This is a genomic window from Streptomyces sp. NPDC085946 (genome assembly GCF_044540485.1).
Taxonomy (GTDB): domain Bacteria; phylum Actinomycetota; class Actinomycetes; order Streptomycetales; family Streptomycetaceae; genus Streptomyces.
Genome location: NZ_JBITSF010000002.1, coordinates 470,490 through 496,537 on the forward strand (window position 1 = coordinate 470,490; position 26,048 = coordinate 496,537).

A 26,048-nucleotide genomic window follows, 5' to 3' on the forward strand; every position below is an offset into this window, starting at 1 on the left:
CGTCAGTGACAGCATGCTGTCATGAGCTTCGGGCCCGAGGAGGAGCCATGAACGCCAGCGCCGGCCGCGACCGCAAGCCCGTGCACCTCGCCGTGTACGACACCCTGGCCGACTGGGAGACGGGCCACACCACCGCCCACCTCGCCCGCGCCGGGTACGAGATCATCACCGTCGGCCCGTCCGCCGCCCCGGTCACCAGCATCGGCGGCCTGCGCGTCCAGCCCGGCACCGCGCTGGACGACCTGCGGCCCGAGGACAGCTCCCTGCTGATCCTGCCGGGCGCCGACCTGTGGGACACGGGCGACGACCTCGCGCCCTTCGCCCGCAAGGCCCGCGCGTTCCTGGACGCCGGCGTGCCCGTCGCCGCGATCTGCGGGGCCACCGCCGGCCTGGCCCGCGAGGGCCTGCTCGACGACCGGGCCCACACGAGCGCGGTCCCCTTCTACCTGGCCGCGACCGGCTACCGGGGCGGCGAGCGGTACGTCGAGGCCGACGCCGTCGCCGACGGGGGCCTGGTCACCGCCGGCCCCACCGACCCCGTCGCCCTGGCCCGCGAGGTCCTCCGGCTGCTCGGGGTGTACGACGGGGAGCTGCTGGACGCCTGGTACCGGCTGTTCCACGACTCCGACCCGGAGGCGTACGCCGTGCTGGCGAAGGCCGGGGCGGCATGAGCCGGCAGACCCAGGACCTGCTCAGCCGCGGCGCCCTCGGGGTCTTCCGGCTCAACGGGCAGTTCCTCGCGGTGGCCGAGGAGCTGGCGCGGCCCGCCGGGCTCACCGCCGCCTGGTGGCAGGTGCTCGGCGCGGTCCTGCGCGAGCCGCTGCCCGTCTCCGGCATAGCCCGGGCCATGGGCATCACCCGGCAGAGCGTGCAGCGCGTCGCCGACCTGCTGGTGGAGCGCGGCCTGGCCGAGTACCGGCCCAACCCCGCCCACCGCCGGGCCAAGCTCCTCGCCCCGACCGAGGAGGGCCGCGCGGCCGTCTCCCGCATCGACCCCGGCCACGCGGCCTTCGCCGACCGGCTGGCGAAGGCCTGCGGCGAGGCCGAGCTGGCGCGGGCGGTGCACGTCCTGGAACGGCTGTCGGCGGTGCTCGACGAGCTCGGCCCGCCCGTCTCCGTACCGGTACGGGCCGTTACGGAACCGTAGAGACGGCCCCGGCCCCGCCCCGCTGACCCGGCACTATTCTCGGTCTGTCGCACAGGCGCGTAACGGGGGAGGGGCGCGGCCATGGAGATGCTGGGGCCCGGGGATCCGCACCGGATCGGCGCGTACCGGCTGCTGGCGCGGCTCGGCGCGGGAGGCATGGGGTACGTCTACCTGGCCCGGTCGGACCGGGGGCGCACCGTCGCCGTGAAGCTGGTGCGCGAGGAGCTGGCGCGGCAGGAGGAGTTCCGGGCGCGGTTCCGGCAGGAGGTGCGGGCCGCGCGGCGGGTCGGCGGGCACTGGACGGCGCCGGTGCTGGACGCGGACACCGAGGCCGCCGTCCCCTGGGTCGCCACCGGATACGTCGCCGGGCCCAGCCTCCAGCAGGTCGTCGGCTCCGACCACGGGGCGCTGCCCGAACGCTCGGTGCGCATCCTCGCGGCCGGGCTCGCGCACGCGCTGAAGGACGTCCACGCCGCCGGCATCGTGCACCGCGACCTGAAGCCGTCCAACGTGCTGGTGACCATCGACGGCCCCCGCGTCATCGACTTCGGCATCGCGCGGGCCCTGGAGACCGTCGCCGGCGACGGGCTGACCCGCACCGGCGCGCTCGTCGGGTCGCCCGGCTTCATGGCCCCCGAGCAGGTGCGCGGCGACCGGATCACGCCCGCCTGCGACGTCTTCTGCCTCGGCTCGGTCCTCGCGTACGCCGCGACCGGCAGACTGCCCTTCGGCACCGCCGACAGCGGCGTGCACGCCCTGATGTTCCGCATCGCGCAGGAGGAGCCCGACCTGGAGGGCGTCCCCGAGGGCATCGCCGACCTGGTGCGCGCCTGCCTGCGCAAGGACCCGGCCGCCCGGCCCGCCCTCGGCCGCATCCTGGAGCGCACGGGCGCGGACGACACGGTCGCCGACGGCCGCTCCCGCGACCCCTGGCTGCCCGGCGCGCTGGTGGCGCAGCTGGGCCGGCACGCCGTGCGGCTGCTGGACACGGAGGACCCGGAGACGCGGCCGGCCCCCGCCGGCCGAGAGGAGGACCGGACGGAGGACCGGGCGGAGGACCGGGCCCCCTCGGACCGGCAGCCCGGGCGGGCGCCGCAGCCCCCCGCCTTCGGCCCGGCCGTCCGGCCGGCCCCCGCGGCCACCCCCGAGCACGCCCCGGCCGCCGACTCCGCGCCGGGCCCCGCCCTCCCTCCGGCCCCGGCCGCGCCCCCCGCCGCACCGGTCCCCGGCACCCCGGGCCGCCCGGGTGACGGCGTGCCGCTCGACCACCTGCCCACCCTGGCCGCCGGACCGGCCCCGGGCACACCCCCGCCGGGCCCGGCCCCGTCGTACGGCGTGCCCCAGCAGCACCCGCAGCCGCCCGGCCACGGGTATCCCGACGCCCCTCGGTACCCGGCCGCTCCGTACGGCGGCGCCGGCCCCACCCCGCCGTACGGACCGCCGTCCTTCGGCCCGGCCGCGCCCTACGGCCCGGGTCAGGAGCCGCCGCGCCGCGACGGCCGGTCCACCGCGCTGCTCGTCGTGATCGCGCTGGTCGTGGCGCTCGCCGCGGGCGGCTCGGTGTACGCGCTGATGGACGGCGGCGACGCCGACCGGGCCGACGGCGACCCCACCACCACGCCCACCACCGGCGCGCCCACGACCCCCGGCCCCACCACGCCCGGCCCGTCCCCGTCGACCGCCGGGCCGACCGCCTCGGTCCCGGCGGACGGCGCGGTCCCGGCGGCGTACCTCGGCACCTGGAGCACGACCGTCGACAACGCGGACGGCGAGCACACCCGCCGGCTGACCCTCCGTCAGGGGGAGGTGGGCGACACGGTGCTGTCCCTGGTCGCCGACGGGCCCACCGCGAACGGCACCTACCACTGCGTGTTCGAGGCCGAGCTCGCCGCCGCCCCGGCCGGCGGCGGGCCGCTGGAGATCGGCCCGTCCGGCGTCACCGTCGGGCAGCCGCGCACCGCCTGCACACCGGGCGGCGCCACCGAGGTCACCCTGCTGCCGGACGGCACGCTCCGGCGCGTGAACACCGGCAGCGGCGAGGAACTGACGTACACCCGGCAGTGACCGGGCCGCCGGTGCGGGGCGGTTGAACAGCGGGAGAACATCGGCGCACACCTGTACCGCGCCCGCCGGCACGGCCGTACGGTGATCACCCGATCGGACACCGGGCAGTCGCGGGGGCATCCAGGTGGAGCTGCTGAACGCGGAGAACCTCGTCGCCATCGGGACGGCGGTGCTCGGCATCGCCGCCTCCGGCGTGATGGTCTGGTACGAGCGCCGGGTGCCGCGCCGCAAACGCATCGGCTACCGGGTGCAGATGGACAACCCCATCGGCGACGACGTGCGCTCGGGCCGGGCCAACGTACGGCTCGGACTGTTCGACGAGGCGCCCGTCATGGCCGACGCCACCCTCGTCCTGCTGCGCGTCGAGAACGACGGCTCGCAGGGCATCGACCGGGACGACTACACGGGGCCCGAGGCGCACGGCCTGACCGCGGTGTTCACCGGCCGCACGATCCGCGGGGTCTCGGTCACCCAGCCCTCGCACGCCGACCACCTCATGGACCACTTCACCGCGGCCCGGGGCTTCGGCTACGAGGGCGGCACCCTGCGCATACCGCGCGTCCCGCTGAACCGGGGCGACCACTTCAAGCTGCTCGTGCTGCTGTCCGGCGGCGACGTGGGCGACGCGATACGGCTGACCGGCGGCCTCAGGGACGGCGAGGTGCACCCCAACCGCAGCGCCACCCCCGACGACAAGGCGCCGGTGTTCAGCCGGCCGGCCCGGGTGTTCACGGCCCTGCTCACCGCCTCCGTCCTGGTGCTCGCGGGCATCATCGTGCTGCGCGACGGCAGCCGGCCGCCGATCGGCTGCGAGCGGGGCACGCTGACGGTGGTCGGCTCGACCGCCTTCGCCCCGGTCCTGCGGACGCTGGCCCGCGAGTACGAGAAGGACTGCGCGGGCGCCGACATCACCGTCGAGGCGCGCGGCAGCGAGGCCGGGGTCAAGGAACTGGCCGCCGCGGGCGCCCGGTCCGCCGAACGGGCCCGGTCCGTGATCGCCTTCTCGGACGGCCCGATGGGCGACCGCCTGGGCCTGCGGCAGTGGCGCAGGCCGGTCGCGCTCTCCGTCTTCACCCTGGTCGTCCACGCGGACGTCGACCTGGGCCCGCAAGGGCTGTCCCGCAAGGAGCTGAACGCCCTCTACGACGGCACGGTCACCCGCTGGAGCGACCTGAACCGCGCGGGCCGGCACCTGCCCGACCTGCCCGTCGTCCTGGTGAGCCGGGACGCCTACTCGGGCACCCGGCAGATCCTGCAGAACGGGCTGCTGGACCAGAGGTGGGAGATGGCCCCCACGACCTCCCTGGACTGCCGGCCGCCCGCCCGGGTCACCGCGCGCACGCCCGTCACCCGCTGCGAACTCGGCTCCACCGAGGACGTGCTGGCCAAGGTCGCCGAGCAGCCCGGCGCCCTCGGCTACAGCGAGCTCGGGCTGGCCCGGGAGCGCGCCCGCGCGGGGGACCGGAAGGACGGCCGCGGTCTGCGCCTGGTGGCCGTCGCCGGGGAGGCCGGCGACGTGCGGCGGATCGAGCAGGAGGGGAGCGCGTACCCGTACCGGGGCGTGGAGTACGCCTACACCCACGGCGCCGCGCGCCCCGGTTCGCTCGCCGGGAGCTTCCTCGCCTACCTCGACGAGGGCACCAGCCGCATCGCGATCCGGGACCACGGCCACCTCCCGTGCGCGGAGCGGCAGGACCTGTGCGGGGAGGCGCCGCCGAGGCCGGAGTGACCCCGGTCGGGGGCATGGCGTCCCGGGACCCGCGGGTGCGGCCCGCGGTTGTACACCAGCAGCGGCTGCTGTCCGCCCCGCGCCCTGCCGATACCCGGGGGAGCCGCCGCCACGGCGGCGCCTTTCCGCTGCCCGTCGCTCCCCCGCGAGGTGTCCGCATGTCCCGTACCGCTCTGCGCGCCGCCGTCCTGACCGCCTGCGCCGCCGTCCTCCCGCTCACCGCCGCACCGGCGGCCTCCGCCGCCTCCGTCGCCACCTGGGACAAGGTCGCCCAGTGCGAGAGCGGCGGCGACTGGAGCCTCGACACCGGCAACGGCCACTACGGCGGCCTGCAGTTCACCGCCTCCACCTGGCGCGCCTACGGCGGCGAGGAGTACGCCCCGTACGCCCACCGGGCGACCAAGAAGGAGCAGATCCTCATCGGCGAGAAGGTGCTCGCCGGCCAGGGCGAGAGGGCCTGGCCGGTCTGCGGCCCCCGGGCGGGCCTCGGCAGCGACCACGCCGTGCCCTACCCCCCGGCCGGGACGCCGGCCCCCGCCGGACAGGGCGTCCTGACCGCGCTGCACGCGCTGTTCGGCCCCGCCCGGTGACCCTGCCGGCGGACCCAGGCCCCGCGCCCGGCCGCGCGACCCCGTCAGCGGGGCTCGGGCGGCCGCTGCCGGGGCATGTTCGGGCGGGCGCCGTTGGGCGGCGCGGGGAACCGCCCGCTCAGGGTGGCGCCGTCCTGCCGCCCCGCCCCGGAGGCGACCGCCGCCTGGATGCCGAGCGGCGCGCCCCCCGTGCGGAACTCCACCATCCAGTCGGCGGTCTCCACGCGCACCAGCTCCGTCACGTCCTCCGAGAAGCGCCGCAGCACCCCCAGGCACCGCTCGGCGGCCTCCGCCGCCGTCCCCTCCGCCGGCCCCAGCACCTCCCGGACGCTCTCCGACGCCCAGTCGAACTGCAGCGCCTGCAACCGCCGCTGGACGGCCTGCGCGGTCGCCACGTCCCTCGTCCAGCCGGAGGTCACCCCGAAGAACCGGTCCGCGGCCACGCACGCCACGGCCAGCAGCAGCGCCAGGTACCCCCAGGGCGCGACCCCGCCGACCACCCCCGTCATGTCCAGCAGGGGCAGCGCGGCCCCGGCGACCGCCCCGAGCGCCGCCCCGCCGCGCAGCGAGCACGCCGCCCGCCGCCTCCAGACCCGGTCCGCGAGGTACCAGGCGACCGTGTCGAGCGCCCCGCGCTCCACCCACCGGTACAGCTCGTCCAGCCGGGCCGCCGGCTCGCCCCAGTCCCCGAGCGGGAACGCCCGCCCGGTCAGATCTCCCGGCCGCAGCCCGGTCGCCCCCTCGCCCCGCCCGTCCTGAGGCGGCCCCTCGGGCTGCATCTCCGGCTGACCCACCCCGGCACTCCCTACTGGCCACGCCTGACCACGACCGACCACGACTGATGACGCGCGTGACGTCGGACACCGCCGGTCACGCTGACGCGCCGGATACTTCCTACCGCCCAATGGGTGGCGAAGGGGAAGGTTTCGCCTCTTTTCCGTCCGGACGGATGCGGTGATCAGGCGGGGGCGCGAGGGCGACTCACCCGAAAGAGTGCCGGGGCGGGGGCTGCCTGGACCACGTAGGCTCGTGCCAGGCGGGAAAGGCCCGCCCGGACAGCCGTACGACACAGGAGCTGATCGTGATCCCCGGTGGTGGCCAGCCCAACATGCAGCAGCTGCTCCAGCAGGCCCAGAAGATGCAGCAGGACCTGCAGAAGGCGCAGGAGGAACTGGCGCAGACGGAGGTCGAGGGCCAGGCGGGCGGAGGTCTGGTGCAGGCCACCGTCACGGGCGCCGGCGAACTGCGCGGACTGCGCATCGCCCCCGAGGCGGTGGACCCGGAGGACACCGAGACCCTCGCCGACCTGGTCGTGGCGGCCGTGCAGGCGGCCAACGAGAACGCCCGGAACCTCCAGCAGCAGAAGCTCGGACCGCTCGCCCAGGGGCTGGGCGGCGGCGGCTTCCCCGGCCTGCCTTTCTAAGACCCCGGCGGGCCTCTACCGTACGTACTGAAGGAAACCCAGGAAGGACGGAAGTCCGTTGTACGAAGGCGTGGTCCAGGACCTGATCGACGAGCTGGGGCGGCTGCCCGGCGTCGGTCCCAAGAGCGCCCAGCGGATCGCCTTCCACATCCTGCAGGCGGAACCGACGGACGTACGGCGCCTCGCGCAGGCGCTGATGGAGGTCAAGGCGAAGGTCCGCTTCTGCGCGGTGTGCGGCAACGTCGCGCAGGAGGAGCTGTGCAACATCTGCCGCGACACCCGGCGCGACCCGGCGGTCATCTGCGTCGTGGAGGAGCCCAAGGACGTCGTGGCGATCGAGCGGACCCGTGAGTTCCGCGGCCGCTACCACGTCCTCGGCGGGGCGATCAGCCCCATCGACGGGGTGGGACCCGACGACCTGCGGATACGAGAACTTCTCGCGCGGTTGGCCGACGGGACGGTCACGGAGCTCATCCTGGCCACGGACCCGAATCTGGAGGGCGAGGCGACGGCGACGTACCTCGCCCGCATGATCAAGCCCATGGGCCTGAAGGTCACCCGCCTGGCCAGCGGCCTCCCGGTGGGCGGCGACCTGGAATACGCGGACGAGGTGACCCTCGGCCGCGCCTTCGAGGGGAGACGACTCCTAGATGTCTGACGCCACGCTGCACGCGAGGAACCAGAGCCCCGACGACTTCGCGGTCCAGATCGCGGACCAGATCGAGAGCTTCCTGGTCGCCGTCACCGAGGTCGCGAGGGGCGACGAGCCGGACTCGGCGGTCCCCTTCCTCCTCCTGGAGGTCTCCCAGCTGCTCCTGGCCGGCGGCCGCCTGGGCGCCCACGAGGACATCGTCCCGGACGAGCGCTACGAGCCCGACCCGGGCCCGGAGCCGGACGTCGACGAGCTCCGCGAGAACCTGGCCCGCCTGCTGGACCCGATCGACGTCTACTCGGAGGTCTTCGACCCGTACGAGCCCCGCAAGGCGCCCGTGCCGGCCCGGATCTCCGACGACCTGGCCGACGTCATCGCCGACCTGCGCCACGGCATGGCCCACTACCGCGCGGGCCGCACCACGGAGGCCCTGTGGTGGTGGCAGTTCTCGTACTTCTCCAACTGGGGCTCGACGGCCTCGGCGACCCTGCGCGCCCTGCAGTCGGTGGTCGCCCACGTCCGCCTCAACCAGCCCCTGGAGGAACTCGACGGCCTCGACACCGACCAGGGCCTGGGCGACGACACGCTGGAGTTCGAGGCGGGCCGCGTGATGGCCCGGGAGATCGCGGGACCGCTCGGACTGCGGCCCACGCCGTAGCGTGCGCGTGCCGTGCGCCCCGGCGCGCGCTGTGACCCGGGGCACTTTCCGCGTGGCCCGCGGGCGTCTGGGCAGGAACAGCTCCGGACGAGCCGCCCGGACATCTCAGCATGCGATATCGCGGAAGTGGTTTTCGGACGCTCGATAGACTGAACCGACCCGCAGTACACCGGCGTATATGCGGAAAGAACACAAACGGAGCGAGGAGCGCACGTGGGCCTTGTCGTGCAGAAGTACGGAGGCTCCTCCGTAGCCGATGCCGAGGGCATCAAGCGCGTCGCCAAGCGGATCGTGGAAGCCAAGAAGAACGGCCACCAGGTGGTCGCCGTGGTTTCCGCGATGGGCGACACGACGGACGAGCTGATCGATCTCGCCGAGCAGGTTTCCCCGATTCCTGCCGGGCGCGAGCTCGACATGCTGTTGACCGCCGGAGAGCGGATCTCCATGGCCCTGCTGGCCATGGCGATCAAGAACCTGGGCCACTCGGCCCAGTCGTTCACCGGCAGCCAGGCAGGTGTCATCACCGACTCGGTCCACAACAAAGCCCGGATCATCGACGTCACGCCGGGGCGGATCCGGGACTCGCTGGACGAGGGCAACATCGCCATCGTCGCCGGTTTCCAGGGCGTCAGCCAGGACACCAAGGACATCACCACCCTCGGACGCGGCGGCTCCGACACGACGGCCGTCGCGCTGGCGGCCGCCCTCGACGCCGAGGTGTGCGAGATCTACACCGACGTCGACGGCGTGTTCACCGCCGACCCGCGCGTGGTGAAGAAGGCCCGGAAGATCGACTGGATCTCCTTCGAGGACATGCTGGAACTGGCGGCGTCCGGGTCCAAGGTGCTGCTCCACCGCTGTGTGGAGTACGCCCGCCGGTACAACATCCCGATCCACGTCCGCTCCTCCTTCAGCGGGCTGCAGGGCACGTGGGTCAGCAGCGAGCCGATCGAGCAAGGGGACAAGCAGGTGGAGCAGGCCATCATCTCCGGTGTCGCGCACGACACCTCCGAGGCCAAGGTCACGGTCGTCGGCGTGCCGGACAAGCCGGGCGAGGCCGCCGCGATCTTCCGCACGATCTCCGACGCCGAGATCAACATCGACATGATCGTGCAGAACGTGTCCGCCGCCGCCACGGGCCTGACGGACATCTCCTTCACGCTGCCGAAGGCCGAGGGCCGCAAGGCCATCGACGCCCTGGAGAAGAACAAGGCCGGCATCGGCTTCGACTCGCTGCGCTACGACGACCAGATCGGCAAGATCTCCCTGGTCGGCGCCGGCATGAAGACCAACCCGGGCGTCACGGCCGACTTCTTCAAGGCCCTGTCCGACGCGGGCGTGAACATCGAGCTCATCTCGACCTCCGAGATCCGCATCTCGGTCGTCACCCGCGCCGACGACGTGCCCGAGGCCGTGCGCGCCGTGCACAGCGCCTTCGGGCTCGACTCCGACAGCGACGAGGCCGTCGTCTACGGGGGCACCGGACGCTGATGACCGGAGATGCCGGGCGCACCGGCAGGCCGGCGCTCGCGGTCGTGGGGGCGACCGGAGCCGTCGGCGCGGTCATGCTCCAGATGCTGTCCCAGCGGGCGGACGTCTGGGGCGAGATCCGTCTGATCGCCTCGCCGCGCTCGGCCGGCCGCAAGCTGGCCGTGCGCGGCGAGCAGATCGAGGTGGCGGCGCTCTCCGAGGAGGCCCTCGCCGGGGTCGACGTCGCGCTGTTCGACGTGCCCGACGAGGTCGCCGCCCGGTGGGCGCCGGTCGCCGCCGCGCAGGGCGCGGTGGTGGTGGACAACTCCGGCACGTTCCGCCTGGACGCGGACGTGCCGCTCGTCGTGCCCGAGGTCAACGCGCACGCCGTGCGCAGGCGCCCGCGCGGGATCGTCGCCAACCCGCACTGCACGACGCTGTCGGTGATCGTGGCGCTGGGCGCGCTGCACGCCGAGTTCGGGCTGCGCGAGCTCGTCATCTCCTCCTACCAGGCGGTGAGCGCGGCCGGGCACGCGGGCGTGGCGACGCTGCGCCGGCAGCTCTCCCTGGTCGCCGGCACCGAGCTGGGCACCAGCCCCGGCGACCTGCGGCGGGCCGTCGGCGACGACACCGGGCCGTTCCCGGAGCCGGTCGCGCTGAACGTCGTGCCGTGGGCCGGGACGCCCCGCGCGGACGGCTGGTCGTCGGAGGAGATGACCGTACGGGACGAGACCCGCAAGATCCTCTCCCTGCCGCAGCTGCCCGTGGCGGTGACCTGCGTGCGGGTGCCGGTGATCACCGCGCACGCGCTGACCGTGCACGCCCGCTTCGAGGGCGAGGTCACCGTCGCCGGGGCGCGCGAGATCCTGGCCACCGCGCCGGGGGTCGTCCTGTTCGACGACCCGGAGGCCGGGGAGTTCCCCACGCCCGCCGACGTGGTGGGCACCGACCCGACCTGGGTGGGGCGGCTGCGCCGGGCGCTGGACGACCCGACGGCGCTCGAACTCTTCGCGTGCGCGGACAACCTCCGCAAGGGCGCCGCGCTCAACACGGTGCAGATCGCCGAGCTCGTGGCGGCGGAACTCCGCTGAGACGTTCGTCGCGCCGTAAATACCCCGGGTGTTCCCGATCCGGTTTGTAGGATCTGTGTAAGAGATGTGAGCCGGTCGATGGTCCGGATCACTTGAACCGGGCCCCCTCGGCGACCGAGGATTTAGCTCCCCGCCCTCCGCAACCACGCGGACGGCGGGGAGCGTCTTTGCGGACACCCCTTCAGGGGGCGTGGGGACGCGGTCGTCCGGACGTGGGGACGTCCGGAACCGGGCGTGGGGACGCCCGTTCATATGGGACATAGGGGAAGAGCGGGACGCATGAGGGCTTTTGACGTGCCGTCGGTTGTGCTGCCTGACGCAGGCGGGACGTCGGCCGCGCAGGCCGACGCGAATGTGTCGTCCGGCGCGTACAACCCTGGCGGGGGGAGACGTGTCCAACTGGCGTGGCAGAGGTACTCGACATCCCCCCCAGGCTCTTCGAGCAGGGGGTACCCCCAGCGCGCGGCACGGCCTCACGGCCGCCCCGCCCGGCGGCTCTCCGGCCCCGCAGGGCCGGCACGCCCGGCGGCATGCCGGTGATCGCGCCCGTGCCCGCGGCGCGGCCGGCCCGCATACCCGGTCAGCGCGACGGCGCCGAGGACGGGGTGGCGGCCGGCACGACCGTCGACCACCTCACGGAGACCTACCGGGCGCACTACCGCTCGCTGCTGGGTCTCGCCGCCCTCCTCCTCGACGACACCGCCTCCTGCGAGGACGTCGTCCAGGAGGCCTTCATCCGCGTCCACTCGGCGCGCAAACGGGTCCGCGACCCGGAGAAGACCCTGGCCTACCTGCGCCAGACGGTCGTGAACCTCTCGCGTTCGGCGCTGCGCCGCCGCATCCTCGGGCTGAAGCTGCTGTCCAAGCCCATGCCCGACATGGCGAGCGCCGAGGAGGGCGCCTACGACCAGCTGGAGCGGGACTCCCTCATCAAGGCGATGAAGGGCCTGCAGCGCCGCCAGCGTGAGGTGCTGGTGCTGCGCTACTTCGCCGACATGACCGAGGCGCAGGTCGCCGAGACGCTCGGCATATCGCTGGGCTCGGTCAAGGCCTACGGGTCACGCGGGATCGCCGCGCTCCGGCTGTCCATGGGGGCGTCGGCATGAGCGAGGGCAGTGACGCGCGGCGCGACGCGCGCGACCGGCACGAGCCCCTCGACCGGCACGAGCCGGCCGGGCCGGACGGGCAGCGGCCCGAACGGCCCGGACCGGACGGGCAAGAACCGAAGCAATCGCACGCTGGGAACGGAACTGTGAACCACGGCCCCGACGAAATGAGCCCCGAAGGGCTCGGCTCGGACGAGCTGGCCCTGCGCAGGCTGCTGCAGCAGGCGGTGGAAGAGGTGGAGCCGCGCGACGGCACCCTGGAGTACCTGCGGCGGGCGGTGCCCGCCCGCCGGGCCCGCAAGCGGCAGGCCGTCGTCGGCATGGCGGCCGCCGCCCTCTTCGTGGGCACCGCGATCCCCGCACTCGTCCACGTCTCCAACGCCACCGGGCCGGACGCCAACCCGGCCGCCATCGGCCACACCTCCGAGGCGCAGGGCGGCACCGGCCAGGGCAAGGACCCCGACGGCGGCCCGAGCTCCTCCGGCGGTGCCTCGGGCAAGCCCGAGGACAAGCAGAAGGACGAGAAGAAGAAGGACGGCAAGGGCAAGGAGACCGGGACCGGCTCCGGCACGTCCCAGGGCACCGGCCCGTCGTCCAGCAGCGTCGCCGGCGTCCCGGCGTGCACGGCCGCCCACCTGGGCCCGGCCGTCGCCAGCATCGGCGCCCCCGACTCCACCGGCGCGGTCTACGGCTCCTTCCGCGTCACCAACGTCTCCGCCGGCGACTGCACGGTCGGCGGTCCCGGCGGTGTCAGCGCCTTCGCGCAGGGCGCCGCCGACCCGGCCAGGGTCGGCTCGGCGCGGCACGCGGCCGGGGACGCGGCGGCCGGGCTGCCCGACCCGTCGCTGGAGTCCGCCCCGCTGACGCTGGCCGCGGGCGCCGCGTACGAGGTGCGGTTCGCCTGGGTGCCGACCGAGACCTGTCCCACCACGGGGGGCTCGACCGGCAGCGACGGCGGCACGGGCGTGCCCTCGCCCGACCCGACCCCCACGCAGGAACCGGCCACCACGACCGGCGCCACGTCGACCGGCACCGACACGGGCACCACCACCCAGCTGGTGACGGAGGACGTGGTGGCCGACGGCAGCGTGGCGGTGTCGTACACCCCGGAGACGGGCGCGGGCTCGGCCACGACCGTGGTGTCCAACGCGTGCGCGGGCACGGTGTACTGGACGGGGATGCTGGCGGGCGCCTGACGGCTTGACGCCGGGGAACGGCCGGGCGGTCCTGGGGCGGTTCCCGGGCGGCCCGGGCGGTCCCGCGCGGGTGCCGGGTCTCAGACGCCGGACGGGCTGGGGCTCCGCTCCTCGTCCGGGACCAGCCCGAGCTCCGCGTCCCGCGCGAACTCCACCTCGCGCCGCAGCAGCCGGAACCACATGAAGACCACGAAGCCCACGAAGGCGAACCACTCCGCGGTGTACCCGAGGTTCTGGAACGCCTTCAGGTCCAGCCCCGTGTTCTGCGGCGCGGTCGCGGGCACGGCCTTCATGCCGGAGTCGCCCGCGTTGAGGGTCACCCACGCGTCGTACACGTCGTACGGCACCAGGTTGACCAGCGACGCCGCGCTGATCGCGGCGGTCTGCCCGGCCGGCAGGCCGCTGCGGGCGCTCACGCCGTTGTCGCCCGGGGTCTCCGACGCCTGCAGCGCCCCGGTGACCGTGACCTCCCCGGTGGGCGGGGCGGGCGCCTTCACCTGATCGGGGGACCCGGGCAGCCAGCCCCGGACGACGGGGAGCGCCTTGCCGGAGCCGGTGCGCAGCAGGGTGAGGACGTACGTGCCGCGCCTGCCGTCCAGCTCCCGGTCCGGCACCAGCAGCTGCTCGGCGTACCGGCCGCGCGCGGTGACCTGCCGGCCCGACGTGGCCTTGTCCACGGGCAGCAGCTCCGCCAGCGGGCGGGGCGCCTCCTCACGGGCCGAGGCGACCTGCTGCTCGGCCGTGCGGTGGTCCTGCACGCGGTCCTCGAACCGGCCCAGCTGCCAGGACCCCATGAAGACGCAGAAGGGGATGGCGAGCAGCACGAAGACGTTGATCCCCCACCAGCGGGGCGTCAGCAGAAACCGGTACACGCCTCCCACGGTACGGGGCCGCCGCCCGCCGCCCGGCGCGGGGGCCTCCTCCGGTCCGCGCGACGGCGTCCTGCCGCGTGCGCGAAGGCGCGGGGGAGGAGACCCGCGAAGGGCCCGCGGGGAGCGCGGGGGCGGCGGGACCGGTGGAAGTTGTCCACAGGCTGGGGGCCTCGCCAGCGCGATGTCCGCCGGGACGTGCACTATGGGGCCATGACTGAGCGCAACGGGTCCGACGCACCGGATCAGCGGGAGTGGCGGGACCAGACCGAGCACGACGGGCAGGCGGGACGGACCGGGGAGATGCCGGACTGGGAGAAGCGTTTCCGGGCGCCCCGGGTCTCCCTGCCGGACTGGGCGGAGGACGCGCCCGACCGCTCCCTGTTCGTGTCGAACGCGACCGGGACGTACGAGCTGTACGCCTGGGACCGCTCGACGGGTGAGCAGCGCCAGGTGACGAACCGGCCGAACGGCACGACGGACGGGGTGCTGTCACCGGACGGCCGGTGGATCTGGTGGTTCGACGACAAGGACGGCGACGAGTTCGGCGTGTGGCGCCGCCAGCCGTTCACCGGCGGTGAGGACGAGCTCGCCGCCCCGGGCCTGGACCCGTCGTACCCGGCGGGCCTCGCCCTCGGCCGGGACGGCCGTACGGCGGTCGTGGGCCGTTCCACCGACGAGGACGGCACCACGATCCACCTGGTCCGCACCGGCGAGGCCCCGGTCGAGATCTACCGCCACCGCGAGTCCGCGGGCGTCGGCGACCTCTCCCACGACGGCTCGCTGATCGCCGTCGAGCACACCGAGCACGGCGACGCGATGCACTCCGCGCTGCGCGTGCTGCGCCCCGACGGCACACCGGTCGCCGAGCTCGACGACACCAAGGGCGGCGAGCGGGAGCTGGGCCTGGAGGTGCTGGGCTTCGCCCCGGTCGAGGGCGACACCCGTCTGCTCGTCGGCCACCAGCGGCGCGGCCGCTGGGAGCCGCTGGTGTGGGACGTGGCCACCGGGGAAGAGACGGACCTGGCCCTGGAGCTGCCCGGCGACGTGAGCGCCGAGTGGTACGCGGACGGCTCGGGCCTGCTGATCGCCCACAGCTTCGAGGCGCGCAGCGAGCTGTTCCGCTACGACCTGGCGAGCCGGGAGCTGGTGCGGGTGCCGACCCCGCCGGGCTCGGTGTCGGGGGCGACGGCCCGCCCCGACGGCAGCGTGGAGTACCTGTGGTCGTCGGCCGCCGAGCCGCCGGCGGTCCGCTCCACCGCGGGCGGTGTCGTCCTGGACCCGCCGGGCCTGAGGTCCCCGGGCTCGGTGCCGGTGGAGGACGTGTGGGTGGAGGGCCCCGGCGGCCGCATCCACGCCCTGGTGCAGAAGCCGGCGGGCGCGAGCGGGCCGCTGCCGACGGTCTTCGAGATCCACGGCGGGCCGACCTGGCACGACAGCGACTCCTTCGCGGCGGGCCCGGCGGCCTGGGTGGACCACGGGTACGCGGTGGTGCGGGTGAACTACCGCGGCTCCACGGGGTACGGCCGGGCCTGGACGGACGCCCTGAAGCACCGGGTGGGCCTGATCGAGCTGGAGGACATCGCCGCCGTGCGGGAGTGGGCGATCGGCTCGGGCCTGGCCGACCCCGCCCGGCTGGTCCTGACCGGCGGCTCCTGGGGCGGCTACCTCACGCTGCTCGGCCTCGGCACCCAGCCGGACGCGTGGGCGCTGGGCATCGCGGTGGTCCCCGTCGCGGACTACGTCACGGCGTACCACGACGAGATGGAGGCGCTGAAGGCGATGGACCGCACGCTGCTCGGCGGCACCCCGGAGGAGGTCCCGGAGCGCTTCGAGGCGTCGTCGCCGATCACGTACGTCGACCGGGTCAAGGCCCCGGTCTACATCTCGGCCGGTGTCAACGACCCGCGCTGCCCGATCCGCCAGATCGAGAACTACGTCAAGCGCCTGGAGGCGCGGGGCGCGGTCCACGAGGTGTACCGCTACGACGCGGGACACGGGTCGCTGGTCGTGGACGAGCGGATCAAGCAGGTGAGGCTGGAGCTGGACTTCGCCCGGCGGCACCTGGGGGGCGCCGAGGGGTGACGCCGGGGCGGCCGGGCCGGGCGGCCGGCGGGGCTCGCGTCCCGGGGGCGGAGACCGGCGGGACCCCTGCGGAAGGGGTCCCGTGCGGCCGCCCGCCGGGCCTCACCCGCCGGCGTCCGCGGCCCGCCGCCTGCCCAGCAGCTCCGCCAGGCCCCGGCGGGTGGCCGCCAGCACCACCCGGTCCCCGGAGCGCAGGACGTACGTCTCGGGCAGGTCCCACACCAGGTCCGAGGAGGTCCTGTTCTCGTCGCCGGGCGCGTCCGACGCCAGGTCCTGGCGCCGTTCGCCGGGCGCGGCGGTGTCCAGCGCCAGCACCCGCCAGGCCCCGGGCCGGAAGGCCTCGCCGACCGTCCGGCCCTCCAGTTGCGGATGCCCGGCCACCTCGACGGCGGCGAACAGCAGCACGCGCCGCTCGACCGGGATCGCGCCCAGGATCTGCCGTCCCATCATCGCCCCGGCGAAGGCGGGGGCCGCCAGGTGGGAGACGCTGCGGCTGCGGGTGAGGGCCTGCGGGTGCGCGGCCCGCAGCGTGCGGTACACGGCGGTCGCGAAGTCGTCGTCGTACAGGCGCAGCACGACCCGCAGGTCGGGGCGGACGGACCGGGCGTACAGCACGGCCTCCAGGTTGGTGGTGTCCGCGCTGGTCAGGGCGAGCAGGGCGTGCGCCCGGTGGATCTTGGCGGCTTCCAGGACGCCTTCCTGGGTGACGTCGCCGAGCACCACCGGCACCCGCAGCCGGCGGGCCGTGGCGAGGCCGCGCGCCTCGGGGTCGGACTCGACGCAGACCACGGGGATGTCGAGTTCGCGCAGCCGGGTCAGCACCCGGGTGCCGATCTTCCCGAGGCCGAGCAGCACGAGGTGCCCGCCGAGTCCGCGCGGCGGCTTGCGCAGCGCGGACGCGGTGCGGAAGGTGCCCAGCGCTTCGAGCACCGCCGCCAGCAGCACCGGCAGCAGCAGCAACCCCATGAGGCCGGACAGCAGTTGGAGGACCTGCCGGCCGGTGGAGTCGTTCAGGGCGGGTTCGTTGATGGCGAAGAGGTCGAGGAGGGTGACGTACGTGGCGCGCAGCGGGTGGTCGCCCGTCACCACCGTCAGCGCGAGGGCCAGCGCGATCACGCACCCGGTCAGCCCCGCCAGCGACCACCGCAGGCGACGCGAGAACAGCGACGCGAAGGGCGGCACGCCGGCGCGCCCGGCCGGCAGCGGCGGCCCGGAGTACGACACCTGCTCCAGGACGACGGTCCCCCGCCCGGTCGCCCCCGCCACGGCCGCCGCGTCGGGCAGCAGCCGCGGTCCCTGCTCGCCGCTGCCCTCCGAACCGTCCGCGCCGGCCGGGTCGTTGCTGGTCGCGGAGAGCAGCGCCAGCGTGCACAGGCCCGGGTCGGCCACCTCGCCGGGCCGCGGCGGCCGCCGTTCCACCGCGCGGAGCAGCAGTCCGTCGGTCTGGACGACCTTGCCGGTGCCGGCGAGGGCGGTGGCGGCCAGCGCGGGCGCGGCCGTGTCGGCGTCGGACAGCACGGTCGTGGAGGCGTCCCCGGCCGACTCGCCGCCGCCCGCCAACGCGGCGGCCTGGTCGAGGAGTTCCTCGATGTGCTGGCCCAGCCGCCGGTTGTACAGCCGCAGGACGAGGCGCAGCCGGGGGTTGAGCCGGCGGGCGGTGAGGGCGGCGCGGATGTTGGTCTCGTCGTCGTCGTACACGAGCGCCAGGGCGGCCGCCCGTTCCACGCCCGCCTCGGCGAGCACCGCCTCGGTGGGTTCGCCGGCCTCCAGGACCCGTTCGGGGGTGCCGGGCGGCGTACCGGCCGCGCCCGTCCGGTTGACGGCCGCGCTCACCACGCGGACCCGGTCGAGCAGGGCCGCCGAGGCGGCCCGGGCCCGTCCGACCACGGGCTGCTGCACCGCGCGGCGGGACGGCGGCACGACGAGCGTCACCTGCTCGCCGTACACCCCGCGCAGTTCGGCGGCGAGCCGGTGGGCGAGCCCGTCGTCGCCGCACACCACCATGGGCGCGGCGGGATCACCGGCCGGCCCCTGGCGCTGCCCCTGCTGCGGAACGCTCGTCACGAGGGAAGAGACTGCCCACCGGGACGTGTGGTTCCAGGGGGCGGCCGGGAGGACGGCGTGAACGGGCCTCAAGGAGAAGAGGGTTGGCGGAGCGCGGGCCGGGGATTGAACGGCGGCGGCCGTCCGGGCGTAGGGAGGGGAAGGGAACCCGTCGGGGCTTCCTCGGGCGCCCGCCGGGAAGGGACCCGGGCGGCCCCGCGCACCACCGGAGGCAGCGGCCCGTGGGCATCACCAGAGCAGCACCGCAGGCGCCCGGCGGCGGGCCGCAGGAGCCGGCGCGGACCGGGGAGGGCCGGGAGGGCGCCCAGGACCGGGACACGGACCAGGGCCCGGGCACGGACCAGGGTCTGGGCACGGACCACGGGCGGGGCGCGGACCAGGACCGGGACACGGACCAGGGTCCGGACACGGACCAGGGCCCGGGCACGGACCACGGGCGGGGCGCGGACCAGGGCCCGGGCACGGACCAGGGCCCGGACCCTGGTCGGGCTCCGGACGGTGCCGAGGAGCGTCGTCTCACCTCCTCGTTGCTGCTCGTCCTGGTGCTGCTCACGGCCGTGATGCTGCAGGACCCGGTCCGCCGGGCCCTGTCCGCGCCGGTGACGCAGAGCTGGATGACGGTGTTCGTCGCGGTGCTGGTCCAGGCCCTGCCGTTCCTGGTGCTCGGGGTGCTGCTGTCGGCGGCGCTCGCGGTGTTCGTCCCGCCGTCCTTCTTCGCCCGCGCGCTGCCGCGGCGGCCCGCGCTGGCGGTGCCGGTCGCGGGGGCCGCGGGAGCGGTGCTGCCGGGCTGCGAGTGCGCGTCCGTGCCGGTGGCGGGGGCGCTGATGAGCCGGGGCGTCACCCCCGCGGCGGCGCTGGCCTTCCTGCTCTCCGCCCCCGCGGTCAACCCGGTCGTGCTGACGGCGACGGCCGTGGCCTTCCCCGGCGCCCCGGAGATGGTCCTCGCCCGGTTCGTGGCGAGCCTGCTGGTGGCGTGCGCGATGGGGTGGCTGTGGCACCGCCTCGGCCGTACCGACTGGCTGCGGCCGCCGGCCCGGGCGGCCCGCGACGGGCAGGGCCGCGGGGAGGCGTTCTGGGGGTCGGTCCGGCACGACGTGCTGCACGCGGGCGGGTTCCTGGTGGCCGGCGCGACGGCCGCGGCGACGCTCAAGGCGGTGGTGCCGGACGGCTGGCTGCGCGCGGTGGCCGGCCACCCCGTGCTGTCGGTGCTGGCGCTCGCCGTGCTGGCCGTGGTGCTGTCGATCTGCTCGGAGGCGGACGCGTTCGTCGCGGCGTCCCTGACCGCGTTCTCGCCGACGGCCCGCCTGGCCTTCCTGGTCGTGGGACCCATGGTCGACCTGAAGCTGGTCGCCCTGCAGTCGGGCACCTTCGGCCGCGCCTTCGCCCTGCGCTTCGCCCCGGCGACCTTCGTGCTGGCCGTCGCGGTGTCGGCGCTGACCGGGGCGGTGCTGCTGTGAACCGCCAGGCCCAGGCGGCCCTGCTGTTCCTGCTCGGCGCGACGGTGCTGCACGCGGGCCTGACCGACCTCCACCTGCGCTACGTCAAGGCCGGGCTGCGCCCGCTGCTGCTGCTGTCGGCCGCGGCGCTGATCGCGACGGCGCTCGCGACGGCCTGGTACGCCCGCCGCCGCACCCCCGCGGGCGGATCTCCCGCCGGGCCCGGGGAGCACCCGCACGGGCACCACGCCCCCCGCGTCTCCTGGCTCCTCGTCCTGCCCGTGCTCGCCCTCGTCCTGGTCGCCCCGCCGGCCCTCGGCTCCTACAGCGCGGCCCGTGCGGGCACGGCCGTGCAGAAGCCGTTCGGGTTCCCCGCGCTGCCCGCCACCGGGCCCCTCCGCCTCGGCGTGGCCGACTACGCGGCCCGCGCGGTGTACGACGACGGCCGCCTCCTGCGCCACCGCACGCTGAGGATCACCGGCTTCGTCGCCGTGGACCGGTCCGGGACGCCCTACCTCGTCCGCATGACCCTCGACTGCTGTGCCGCCGACGCCCGGCCGGTCAAGATCGCGCTGACCGGCGAGGTCCCCCCGGTCCTGCGCCCGGACACCTGGCTGGAGGTCACCGGCTCCTACAGCCCCCGCCGCACCGCCGACCCGGTCAACGGCGCCCCGATCCCGTACCTGGAGGTCGTCCGCGCCGCACCGGTGCCGGCGCCGCGCGACCCGTACGACGGGACCTGGAACGGGCAGTGACGCACGGGCGGGGCGGCGGACCCGGCCGGTTCGAGGGCCGGCCGGCCGGGCAGGCACGTCCTGGGAGTGTCCGGGTGAGTCGGGGGTCCGCGCCGGCGGCGACGCCGTACGGCCCGGTGCCCCGTTCTGGAGGGGAGCGCACATGAAGATCTCCGTGGACCGCGACGAATGCTACGGCTCCGGCGACTGCGCCTACCGGGTGCCGTCCGTCTTCGCCCTGGCGGACGGGTTCGGGACCGTCCTGCCCGGGCGGGAGGGCGACGGCGACGACCCGGAGGTGCGCGAGGCGGCCGAGAAGTGCCCCTCGCAGGCCATCCTCCTCGGCGAGTAGCGCCTCCGGGACACCGCCACGGCGAGGACGCCGGGCCCGCGCCCCGGTCGCCGCCACCGCCGTGCGCGCCTCCCGTCCGGCGTGGTGGTCGTGCGCCGCCCGGAAGCCGGGGACGGTGCCGCGCTCGACGGGCCCGGCCCTCCCTGACGGAAGGTCACGTGCCCGTCGTCGAGTACGTCCGTACGGGCGGACGGCGCCGGTGCGGCCGCCGTCCCGGCCGTTGCCCTTCCCGGCCCGGGGGAGAAGGGGGCGCCATCACCCTGCGACTCCCTTGTGTTTCCCTCGAGTTCAGGGGAGAGCCGGGAAGCCGCTCGTGAAGTGCCCGCCGAATACGGGCCATTCAGGAGGGAGGCGGTGAACTGCGGGCTGTCGTGACGAAAAGCGCGCGCGATTTGCCTGAGAGGCAAAAAAGCGCGGTGTACTTGTCCGGCAAGGGAATTGAGCCGTCCGGGAAGGAAAAGGCCCGATCGCTGGCGACGGGGGAAGCACCAGCGATCGGGCTGCGGCCAGCGTAACAAGGCTGCTGGAACGGCGGGGGCAGAACCTCCGACTCCGTCCGGCGGCTGTGAGGGGGATCACGCGGCACGGGCCGGGCATTCGCCCGCCGTCACTCCTCGCACGGCGGGTCGAACGAGAGCCGGGGCAGATACTCGTGCCATTTCTCGGCGGTCAGCACGCCCCGGGTGACCGAGCAAATGCGGTCGACAGCCGCGTCGACGTTCAGGTTCCACAAACGGACCGTTCCGGCGCCGCTGGAAACGCCGAGCAGGGGGCCGCGCGGACTGAATGACAGGAAATTGCCGGTCTTCGCGTTGGGGCTCATCGACTGGCCGATGGCGGTGGCGCGGGTGGGCCGGGCGACGTCCCACAGCCGGACCGTGGTGTCGTTGCCGCCGCTGGCCAGGGTGCGCCCGTCGCTGCTGAACGTCAGGGACACGACGGCCTCGGTGTGGCCGGTGAGGGCGGCGCCCGCCCGGGCGGCCGCGGCGCCGCCCGCCGGGGCCGTGCCGGCCGTGCTCCCGGCGGGGACGCTCCACAGCCGGACCGTGTCGTCGTCGCCGCCGCTGGCCAGGGTGGCGCCGTCCGGGCTGTAGGCGAGGACGTTGACGGGCCCGTGGTGCCCGGTGAGCGGCCGGCCGAGCGGGGCGGCGTGCCCGGGATCGGCCACGTTCCACAGCCGGACCGTGCCGTCGGCGCTGCCGCTGGCGAGGGTGCGGCCGTCGGGGCTGAAGACGAGGGCGTTGACGTAGCCCTTGTGGCCGGTGAGCCGCGGGCCGGCCGGCACCGGGCGGGACCGGTCCGAGACGTCCCACAGCTGGACGGTGCGGTCGTCGTAGGCGGTCGCCAGGGTGCGGCCGTCCGGGCCGAAGGCCAGCGCGTCGGGGCCGGTGAACCGGGTGCGCAGCTCGAACGGCGGCCCGTGTGGAACGGGCCGCGACGGGTCGGCGACGTTCCACAGCCGCACCTCGCGGTTCCCCCGCAGCACGGCCAGGGTGCGGCCGTCGGGGGAGAACACCAGCGTCCGCAGGCCGGCGTCCGCCGGTGTGAACGGTCCGCCCAGCGCCACGGGCCGGTGCGCGGCCGTCACGTCCCACAGCCGGATCCGCCCGTCGCGCGCGGCCGTGGCCAGCACCCGCCCGTCCGGCCGGAACACCCCGGTGCGGCCCGTCATGTCCGAGGTCGGCACCGACCACAGGCGGACCTTGCTGTCCCCGCTGCCGGTGGCCAGGGTCCGCCCGTCGGGGCTGAAGCCCACCGCGTACATCTCGCCGCTGCTGCCCGCGAGCGGTTCTCCGATCTGCGACGGGTGCGCCGGGTCGGCGACGCTCCACAGGCTCGCCGTGCTGTCCGCGCTGCCCGCGGCGAGCATCCTCCCGTCGGGGCTGAAGGCCACCGACCAGACCGGGCCGGTGTGCGCGGTCAGCGGGGCGCCGAGCGGTTCCGCCTCCCGCGGGTCGGCCACGTCCCACAGCTGGATGCCGTCGTCGGCGCCGCCGCTGGCCAGCGTGCGCCCGTCGGGGCTGAACGCCACGGAGTGCACCGTGCCCCGGTGCGCGGCCAGCCCGCCCCCGGCCGGCTCCGGCCGGCGGGGGTCCCCGACGTCCCACAGCCGGAGGGTGGTGTCGTCGCCCCCGGTGGCCAGCGTGCGCCCGTCGGGGCTGAACGCCACCGAGCGCACCGCGGCGGTGTGCCCGGTGAGCGGCGCGCCGAGGCGCTCGGGGCGCGCCGGGTCCGACACGTCCCACAGCCGTATGGTGCGGTCCTCGCTGGCGGAGGCCAGGGTGCGGCCGTCCGGGGCGAAGGCGAGCAGGTAGATCGTGCCGCGGTGGCCGGTCAGGGGCGCGCCGAGCGGGCGCGGGCGGCGCGGGTCGCGCACGTCCCACAGCCGTACGGTGCCGTCGTCGGCGGCGCTGGCCAGCGTGCGGCCGTCCGGGCTGAAGACCGCGCTGCTCACCCAGCTGGTGTGGCCGGTCAGCGGCGGGCCGAGCGCGGCGGGCCGGGTCGGGTCGCGCACGTCCCACAGCCGCACGGTCCGGTCGTAGCTGGCGGTGGCCAGGAGCCGCCCGTCCGGGCTGAACGAGGTCAGGTACACGGCGCCGGTGTGGCCGAGCAGCGGGGTGGCCAGCGGCGCGTTCACGATGGAGACCAGCCGGTTGCGGGTGCCCTGGTCGCCGGGGCGCAGCCGGTGCGCCACCAGGTCGAGCTGGGCGGACAGCGACGGATCGGTGTACTGGACGCGGTCGGCCTCGGCGACCACCTGCTCGAACACCGCGTCGTCCCGCTGCTGGCGGGCCACCATCGCCGCGCCCGCGGCCACGATCGCCAGCACGACCAGCGCCGCCACCGCGCTCCGGCTGATCCAGACCGTACGCCGGCGCAGCCGGACCGAGGCCGCCAGGAACTCCACGGCGCTGCGGGTCAGCGAGGTGTCCCCGGCGGACCTCGCCCAGGAGTGGGCCTGTTCCAGGCGCGACCCCCGGTACAGCAGCGAGGAGTCCCGCCCCGACCCCTCCCAGGCCCTGCCGTCCTCCTCCAGCCGCTGGCGCAGCAGGTTGCCCTGCCGGTCCTCGTCGATCCAGTCGCGCAGCCGGGGCCAGGCGTGCAGCAGCGCCTCGTGGGTGATCTCCACCGTCTCCGCGTCGAGCGTCACCAGCCGGGCGCGGACCAGGGCCTCCAGGGACTCCTCCGTCTTGCCGGGGTCCGCCGACTCCGCCGAGAGCTGGCGGCGGGTGCCCCGCCTGCGGGTGGCCTGGGTGTCCTCGCCCAGCCGGACCAGCCGCAGCAGGAGCAGCCGGGCCGCCGTGCGGGCCGCCGGGTCGAGCCGGGACCAGGCCCGCTCGGCGGTCGCCGCGACCGCGCCCTGGATGCCGCCCGCGGCGCGGTAGCCGGCCAGTGTCAGCCGGCCCGCCTTGCGCCGCTGCCAGGTGGCGAGCAGGGCGTGCGAGAGCAGCGGCAGCACCCCGGCGTCGTGCGCGCCGCGCGGCCCGTCGGCGCTCACCTCCCGGACGATCAGCTCCGCCAGCCCCGGCTCCAGCTCCAGCCCGACGGCCTTGGCCGGGCCGGTCACCGCCTCGCGCAGCTCCGCGGTGGACAGCGGGCCGAGGACCATGTGCCGGTGCTGGAGCGCGTCGGCCAGTTCGGGGTACCCGAGGCAGTGCTCGTAGAAGTCGGCGCGGATGCCGATCACCACCCGTACGGGGGCCGGTGAGCCGGGTGCGGCGGGCGCGCACGCGGCGTGCAGGGCGCGGACGAACGTCCGGCGGTCCCGCTCGTCGGGGCAGAGGGTGAAGGTCTCCTCGAACTGGTCCACGATGACGACCGGGCGTCCCGCCGGGCCCGAGCCGTCCGCCCAGGCGCGGACGGCGTCCCGCACCGCCGCCGCGAACCGCGCCGCGTCCGCCTCCTCGTCCGGCTCCGCCGCCCGCGCGGCGGCGACCACGGGCGCCAGGTCCGGGATGCGGCGGGACAGTTCCGCGAGCGGATCGCCGCCCGGCACGAGCTGCACCACCTCCCGCGCCGGGTCGGCGCGCAGGGCCGGCACCAGCCCGGCGTTGAGCAGGGAGGACTTCCCCGCGCCCGAGGCGCCCACCAGCATGACCAGGCCGCCCGCCGCCTCCGCCGCGTCGAGCTGGGCGACCAGGGCGTCGGTGCTGCGCTCCCGCCCGAAGAACCAGCGGGCGTCCTCCTGCCGGTAGGGGGCCAGTCCCCGGTACGGGCACACCCCGCCGGGGACGGCCGGTGCCTCGGCGGGCGCGCCCTCCTCCTCGTCGGGGACCGCCGCGGGCCGGTCGCCGGCCGGGTCGGCGACGGCCCGCTCCCACAGCCGCTGCCACTGGGCCAGGTCGTACAGGCCGGGGGAGACGGGCGCGGGCCTGACGCGCCGCGCCTGGGGTATCAGGACGTGCAGGACGGCGGCGAGGGCGGCGAACTGGGCGGGTACGTTCTTGGCGCGCCGCCAGTCGCTGATGCGCTGGGCGGACACCCGTACCGGCCGGCCGCGCTCGTCCACCCTCTGTAAGCGGACGACGGCCTCGGAGACGCGTTTCAGGGGTGGGTTGCCGGCCTCCTTGTACAGCAGCGCGAGACGTTCCGCGAAGGCCGTGCGTGCCGCCGAGTCGGAACCCAAGGCTCCACCCCTCACTGTTCGCGCACCTGGACGTCCGGACCGGAAAACTCACTTTATACGGCTGACCTGCGGCTAAGCCGTGGACCGGAGACCGGGACCTCCCCCGCCGGAGGTGCAGCGGGCAGGATCTCACCGTAGCGACGCGGTAACCGCGCGTCGCCGTACGGGCTGTCGGCCCGGCCTGTGCCGAGGCGCCGCCGCAGTCCCGTCTACCCCGGTCCCCCTCGTCCGTGCCTGTTTCCCTCGGACGGGGCAGCCCACCGTTCGGCACCGGTCCCCACGAGGGGAGGGACCGGTGCCGAACGAGATGGCCCCCGTGCGGGGCGGGTCGCGGACCGTGCCCGGAACCGGGCGGTCCGGTATGTCAGACGCGGGTCCAGCCCTGCATCGGAGGGGTGCTCAGGGCCTCGTCCACCGTGCGCAGCGCCGCCGGCGCCGCGACGCCGTCCGGGGCCGTGACGGAGAGGGTGGCGGTGCTCGGCGTGGTGCCGACCGGCCGCACCACCCAGTCCTGCGGCAGGACCGAGACCAGGCGGACGACCGCCGTCTCCGGTGCCGCCGAGGGCAGGGCGTCCGCCGTCTTGCGGATGCCGACCAGCAGCTGCGTGGGCATGGGAACTCCGGGGGTGGGGGTGTGGCGCCCCGGGGGGGCCCCCCGGGCCCCGGGGGGGGGGGGGGGCCGGGGCGGGGGCCCGACGGCGCGCCCGGGGGGGGGGCCCCCCCCCCCGCCCCCCGTGCCCCCCGGGGGGCGGGCC

At 75.6% G+C, this 26,048-nt stretch carries 21 protein-coding genes; 16 read left to right on the forward strand and 5 right to left on the reverse strand.

What is annotated here, in order from left to right; all coding sequences use genetic code 11:
- The first annotated feature begins 47 nt into the window (after window positions 1–47).
- From ACIF8T_RS07770 to ACIF8T_RS07790, 5 genes are all read left to right on the forward strand, one after another.
- A complete protein-coding gene (locus tag ACIF8T_RS07770; protein WP_400032266.1) occupies window positions 48–671 on the forward strand; it encodes a DJ-1/PfpI family protein in 624 nt (207 codons plus the stop codon).
- Entirely contained in the window at window positions 668–1,147 is a 480-nt protein-coding gene (locus ACIF8T_RS07775) for a MarR family winged helix-turn-helix transcriptional regulator (RefSeq protein ID WP_400032268.1), read from the forward strand. The genes ACIF8T_RS07770 and ACIF8T_RS07775 overlap by 4 nt, the downstream gene beginning before the upstream one ends.
- Window positions 1,148–1,228: 81 nt before the next feature.
- Complete coding sequence (locus ACIF8T_RS07780; RefSeq protein WP_400032270.1) at window positions 1,229–3,211, forward strand: protein kinase; 1,983 nt, start codon at window positions 1,229–1,231, stop codon at window positions 3,209–3,211.
- 124 nt (window positions 3,212–3,335) lie between these two features.
- Complete coding sequence (locus ACIF8T_RS07785; protein ID WP_400032272.1) at window positions 3,336–4,940, forward strand: PstS family phosphate ABC transporter substrate-binding protein; 1,605 nt, start codon at window positions 3,336–3,338, stop codon at window positions 4,938–4,940.
- 158 nt (window positions 4,941–5,098) lie between these two features.
- Window positions 5,099–5,530, forward strand: coding sequence for a transglycosylase family protein (locus ACIF8T_RS07790; RefSeq protein WP_400032274.1), 432 nt, complete (start codon window positions 5,099–5,101; stop codon window positions 5,528–5,530).
- Between the two features lie 44 nt (window positions 5,531–5,574).
- Here the strand turns inward: ACIF8T_RS07790 and ACIF8T_RS07795 are convergent, their stop codons facing one another.
- Window positions 5,575–6,324: an SLATT domain-containing protein gene (locus tag ACIF8T_RS07795; RefSeq protein WP_400032276.1), complete on the reverse strand. Its 750-nt coding sequence runs from the start codon at window positions 6,322–6,324 to the stop codon at window positions 5,575–5,577.
- A gap of 287 nt (window positions 6,325–6,611) precedes the next feature.
- On the opposite strand from ACIF8T_RS07795, the gene ACIF8T_RS07800 reads away from it, so the two are divergent.
- From ACIF8T_RS07800 to ACIF8T_RS07830, 7 genes are all read left to right on the forward strand, one after another.
- A complete protein-coding gene (locus ACIF8T_RS07800) occupies window positions 6,612–6,953 on the forward strand; it encodes a YbaB/EbfC family nucleoid-associated protein (protein WP_400032278.1) in 342 nt (113 codons plus the stop codon).
- Window positions 6,954–7,011: 58 nt separating this feature from the next.
- Window positions 7,012–7,611, forward strand: a complete 600-nt coding sequence (recR, locus tag ACIF8T_RS07805) for a recombination mediator RecR (RefSeq protein ID WP_400032280.1) — start codon at window positions 7,012–7,014, stop codon at window positions 7,609–7,611.
- On the forward strand, window positions 7,604–8,263 hold the full coding sequence (locus tag ACIF8T_RS07810) for a DUF5063 domain-containing protein (protein ID WP_400032282.1): 660 nt from the start codon (window positions 7,604–7,606) through the stop codon (window positions 8,261–8,263). Before recR ends, ACIF8T_RS07810 begins: the two co-directional genes overlap by 8 nt.
- Before the next feature lie 213 nt (window positions 8,264–8,476).
- Window positions 8,477–9,754, forward strand: a complete 1,278-nt coding sequence (locus tag ACIF8T_RS07815) for an aspartate kinase (protein WP_400032284.1) — start codon at window positions 8,477–8,479, stop codon at window positions 9,752–9,754.
- Entirely contained in the window at window positions 9,754–10,824 is a 1,071-nt protein-coding gene (locus tag ACIF8T_RS07820) for an aspartate-semialdehyde dehydrogenase (RefSeq protein ID WP_400032286.1), read from the forward strand. Before ACIF8T_RS07815 ends, ACIF8T_RS07820 begins: the two co-directional genes overlap by 1 nt.
- 530 nt (window positions 10,825–11,354) lie before the next feature.
- Window positions 11,355–11,930 carry a SigE family RNA polymerase sigma factor gene (locus ACIF8T_RS07825; RefSeq protein ID WP_400032288.1) on the forward strand — a complete coding sequence of 192 codons (576 nt, stop codon included), beginning with the start codon at window positions 11,355–11,357 and terminating at the stop codon, window positions 11,928–11,930.
- Window positions 11,927–13,126, forward strand: coding sequence for a hypothetical protein (locus ACIF8T_RS07830; RefSeq protein WP_400032290.1), 1,200 nt, complete (start codon window positions 11,927–11,929; stop codon window positions 13,124–13,126). Before ACIF8T_RS07825 ends, ACIF8T_RS07830 begins: the two co-directional genes overlap by 4 nt.
- An 80-nt stretch (window positions 13,127–13,206) precedes the next feature.
- Here ACIF8T_RS07830 and ACIF8T_RS07835 read toward each other — a convergent pair whose 3' ends face one another.
- A complete protein-coding gene (locus ACIF8T_RS07835) occupies window positions 13,207–13,998 on the reverse strand; it encodes an SURF1 family protein (RefSeq protein WP_400032292.1) in 792 nt (263 codons plus the stop codon).
- A gap of 210 nt (window positions 13,999–14,208) precedes the next feature.
- Between ACIF8T_RS07835 and ACIF8T_RS07840 the strand changes: the two genes are divergently transcribed.
- Window positions 14,209–16,080, forward strand: a complete 1,872-nt coding sequence (locus tag ACIF8T_RS07840; protein ID WP_400032294.1) for a prolyl oligopeptidase family serine peptidase — start codon at window positions 14,209–14,211, stop codon at window positions 16,078–16,080.
- Window positions 16,081–16,182: 102 nt separating this feature from the next.
- Here ACIF8T_RS07840 and ACIF8T_RS07845 read toward each other — a convergent pair whose 3' ends face one another.
- A complete protein-coding gene (locus tag ACIF8T_RS07845) occupies window positions 16,183–18,084 on the reverse strand; it encodes an NAD-binding protein (protein ID WP_400032375.1) in 1,902 nt (633 codons plus the stop codon).
- 587 nt (window positions 18,085–18,671) lie between these two features.
- On the opposite strand from ACIF8T_RS07845, the gene ACIF8T_RS07850 reads away from it, so the two are divergent.
- From ACIF8T_RS07850 to ACIF8T_RS07860, 3 genes are all read left to right on the forward strand, one after another.
- Window positions 18,672–19,601: a permease gene (locus ACIF8T_RS07850; protein WP_400032377.1), complete on the forward strand. Its 930-nt coding sequence runs from the start codon at window positions 18,672–18,674 to the stop codon at window positions 19,599–19,601.
- Window positions 19,598–20,335, forward strand: coding sequence for a TIGR03943 family putative permease subunit (locus tag ACIF8T_RS07855; protein ID WP_400032296.1), 738 nt, complete (start codon window positions 19,598–19,600; stop codon window positions 20,333–20,335). The genes ACIF8T_RS07850 and ACIF8T_RS07855 overlap by 4 nt, the downstream gene beginning before the upstream one ends.
- Before the next feature lie 142 nt (window positions 20,336–20,477).
- Window positions 20,478–20,666: a ferredoxin gene (locus ACIF8T_RS07860; protein ID WP_400032298.1), complete on the forward strand. Its 189-nt coding sequence runs from the start codon at window positions 20,478–20,480 to the stop codon at window positions 20,664–20,666.
- Between the two features lie 607 nt (window positions 20,667–21,273).
- Here ACIF8T_RS07860 and ACIF8T_RS07865 read toward each other — a convergent pair.
- Window positions 21,274–25,293 carry an AAA family ATPase gene (locus ACIF8T_RS07865; RefSeq protein ID WP_400032300.1) on the reverse strand — a complete coding sequence of 1,340 codons (4,020 nt, stop codon included), beginning with the start codon at window positions 25,291–25,293 and terminating at the stop codon, window positions 21,274–21,276.
- Window positions 25,294–25,657: 364 nt separating this feature from the next.
- On the reverse strand, window positions 25,658–25,906 hold the full coding sequence (locus tag ACIF8T_RS07870) for a hypothetical protein (protein ID WP_400032301.1): 249 nt from the start codon (window positions 25,904–25,906) through the stop codon (window positions 25,658–25,660).
- Window positions 25,907–26,048: the final 142 nt, after the last annotated feature.

What these genes read in the sequence shown, in the direction of transcription:
- ACIF8T_RS07840 (WP_400032294.1), top strand. Translation starts at nt 14,209, where the DNA reads ATGACTGAGCGCAACGGGTCCGACGCACCGGATCAGCGGGAGTGGCGG.
- ACIF8T_RS07860 (WP_400032298.1), top strand. Translation starts at nt 20,478, where the DNA reads ATGAAGATCTCCGTGGACCGCGACGAATGCTACGGCTCCGGCGACTGC.
- ACIF8T_RS07820 (WP_400032286.1), top strand. Translation starts at nt 9,754, where the DNA reads ATGACCGGAGATGCCGGGCGCACCGGCAGGCCGGCGCTCGCGGTCGTG.
- ACIF8T_RS07790 (WP_400032274.1), top strand. Translation starts at nt 5,099, where the DNA reads ATGTCCCGTACCGCTCTGCGCGCCGCCGTCCTGACCGCCTGCGCCGCC.
- ACIF8T_RS07780 (WP_400032270.1), top strand. Translation starts at nt 1,229, where the DNA reads ATGGAGATGCTGGGGCCCGGGGATCCGCACCGGATCGGCGCGTACCGG.
- ACIF8T_RS07830 (WP_400032290.1), top strand. Translation starts at nt 11,927, where the DNA reads ATGAGCGAGGGCAGTGACGCGCGGCGCGACGCGCGCGACCGGCACGAG.
- ACIF8T_RS07870 (WP_400032301.1), bottom strand. Translation starts at nt 25,906, where the DNA reads ATGCCCACGCAGCTGCTGGTCGGCATCCGCAAGACGGCGGACGCCCTG.
- ACIF8T_RS07845 (WP_400032375.1), bottom strand. Translation starts at nt 18,084, where the DNA reads ATGGTGGTGTGCGGCGACGACGGGCTCGCCCACCGGCTCGCCGCCGAA.
- ACIF8T_RS07770 (WP_400032266.1), top strand. Translation starts at nt 48, where the DNA reads ATGAACGCCAGCGCCGGCCGCGACCGCAAGCCCGTGCACCTCGCCGTG.
- ACIF8T_RS07810 (WP_400032282.1), top strand. Translation starts at nt 7,604, where the DNA reads ATGTCTGACGCCACGCTGCACGCGAGGAACCAGAGCCCCGACGACTTC.
- ACIF8T_RS07825 (WP_400032288.1), top strand. Translation starts at nt 11,355, where the DNA reads ATGCCGGTGATCGCGCCCGTGCCCGCGGCGCGGCCGGCCCGCATACCC.
- ACIF8T_RS07775 (WP_400032268.1), top strand. Translation starts at nt 668, where the DNA reads ATGAGCCGGCAGACCCAGGACCTGCTCAGCCGCGGCGCCCTCGGGGTC.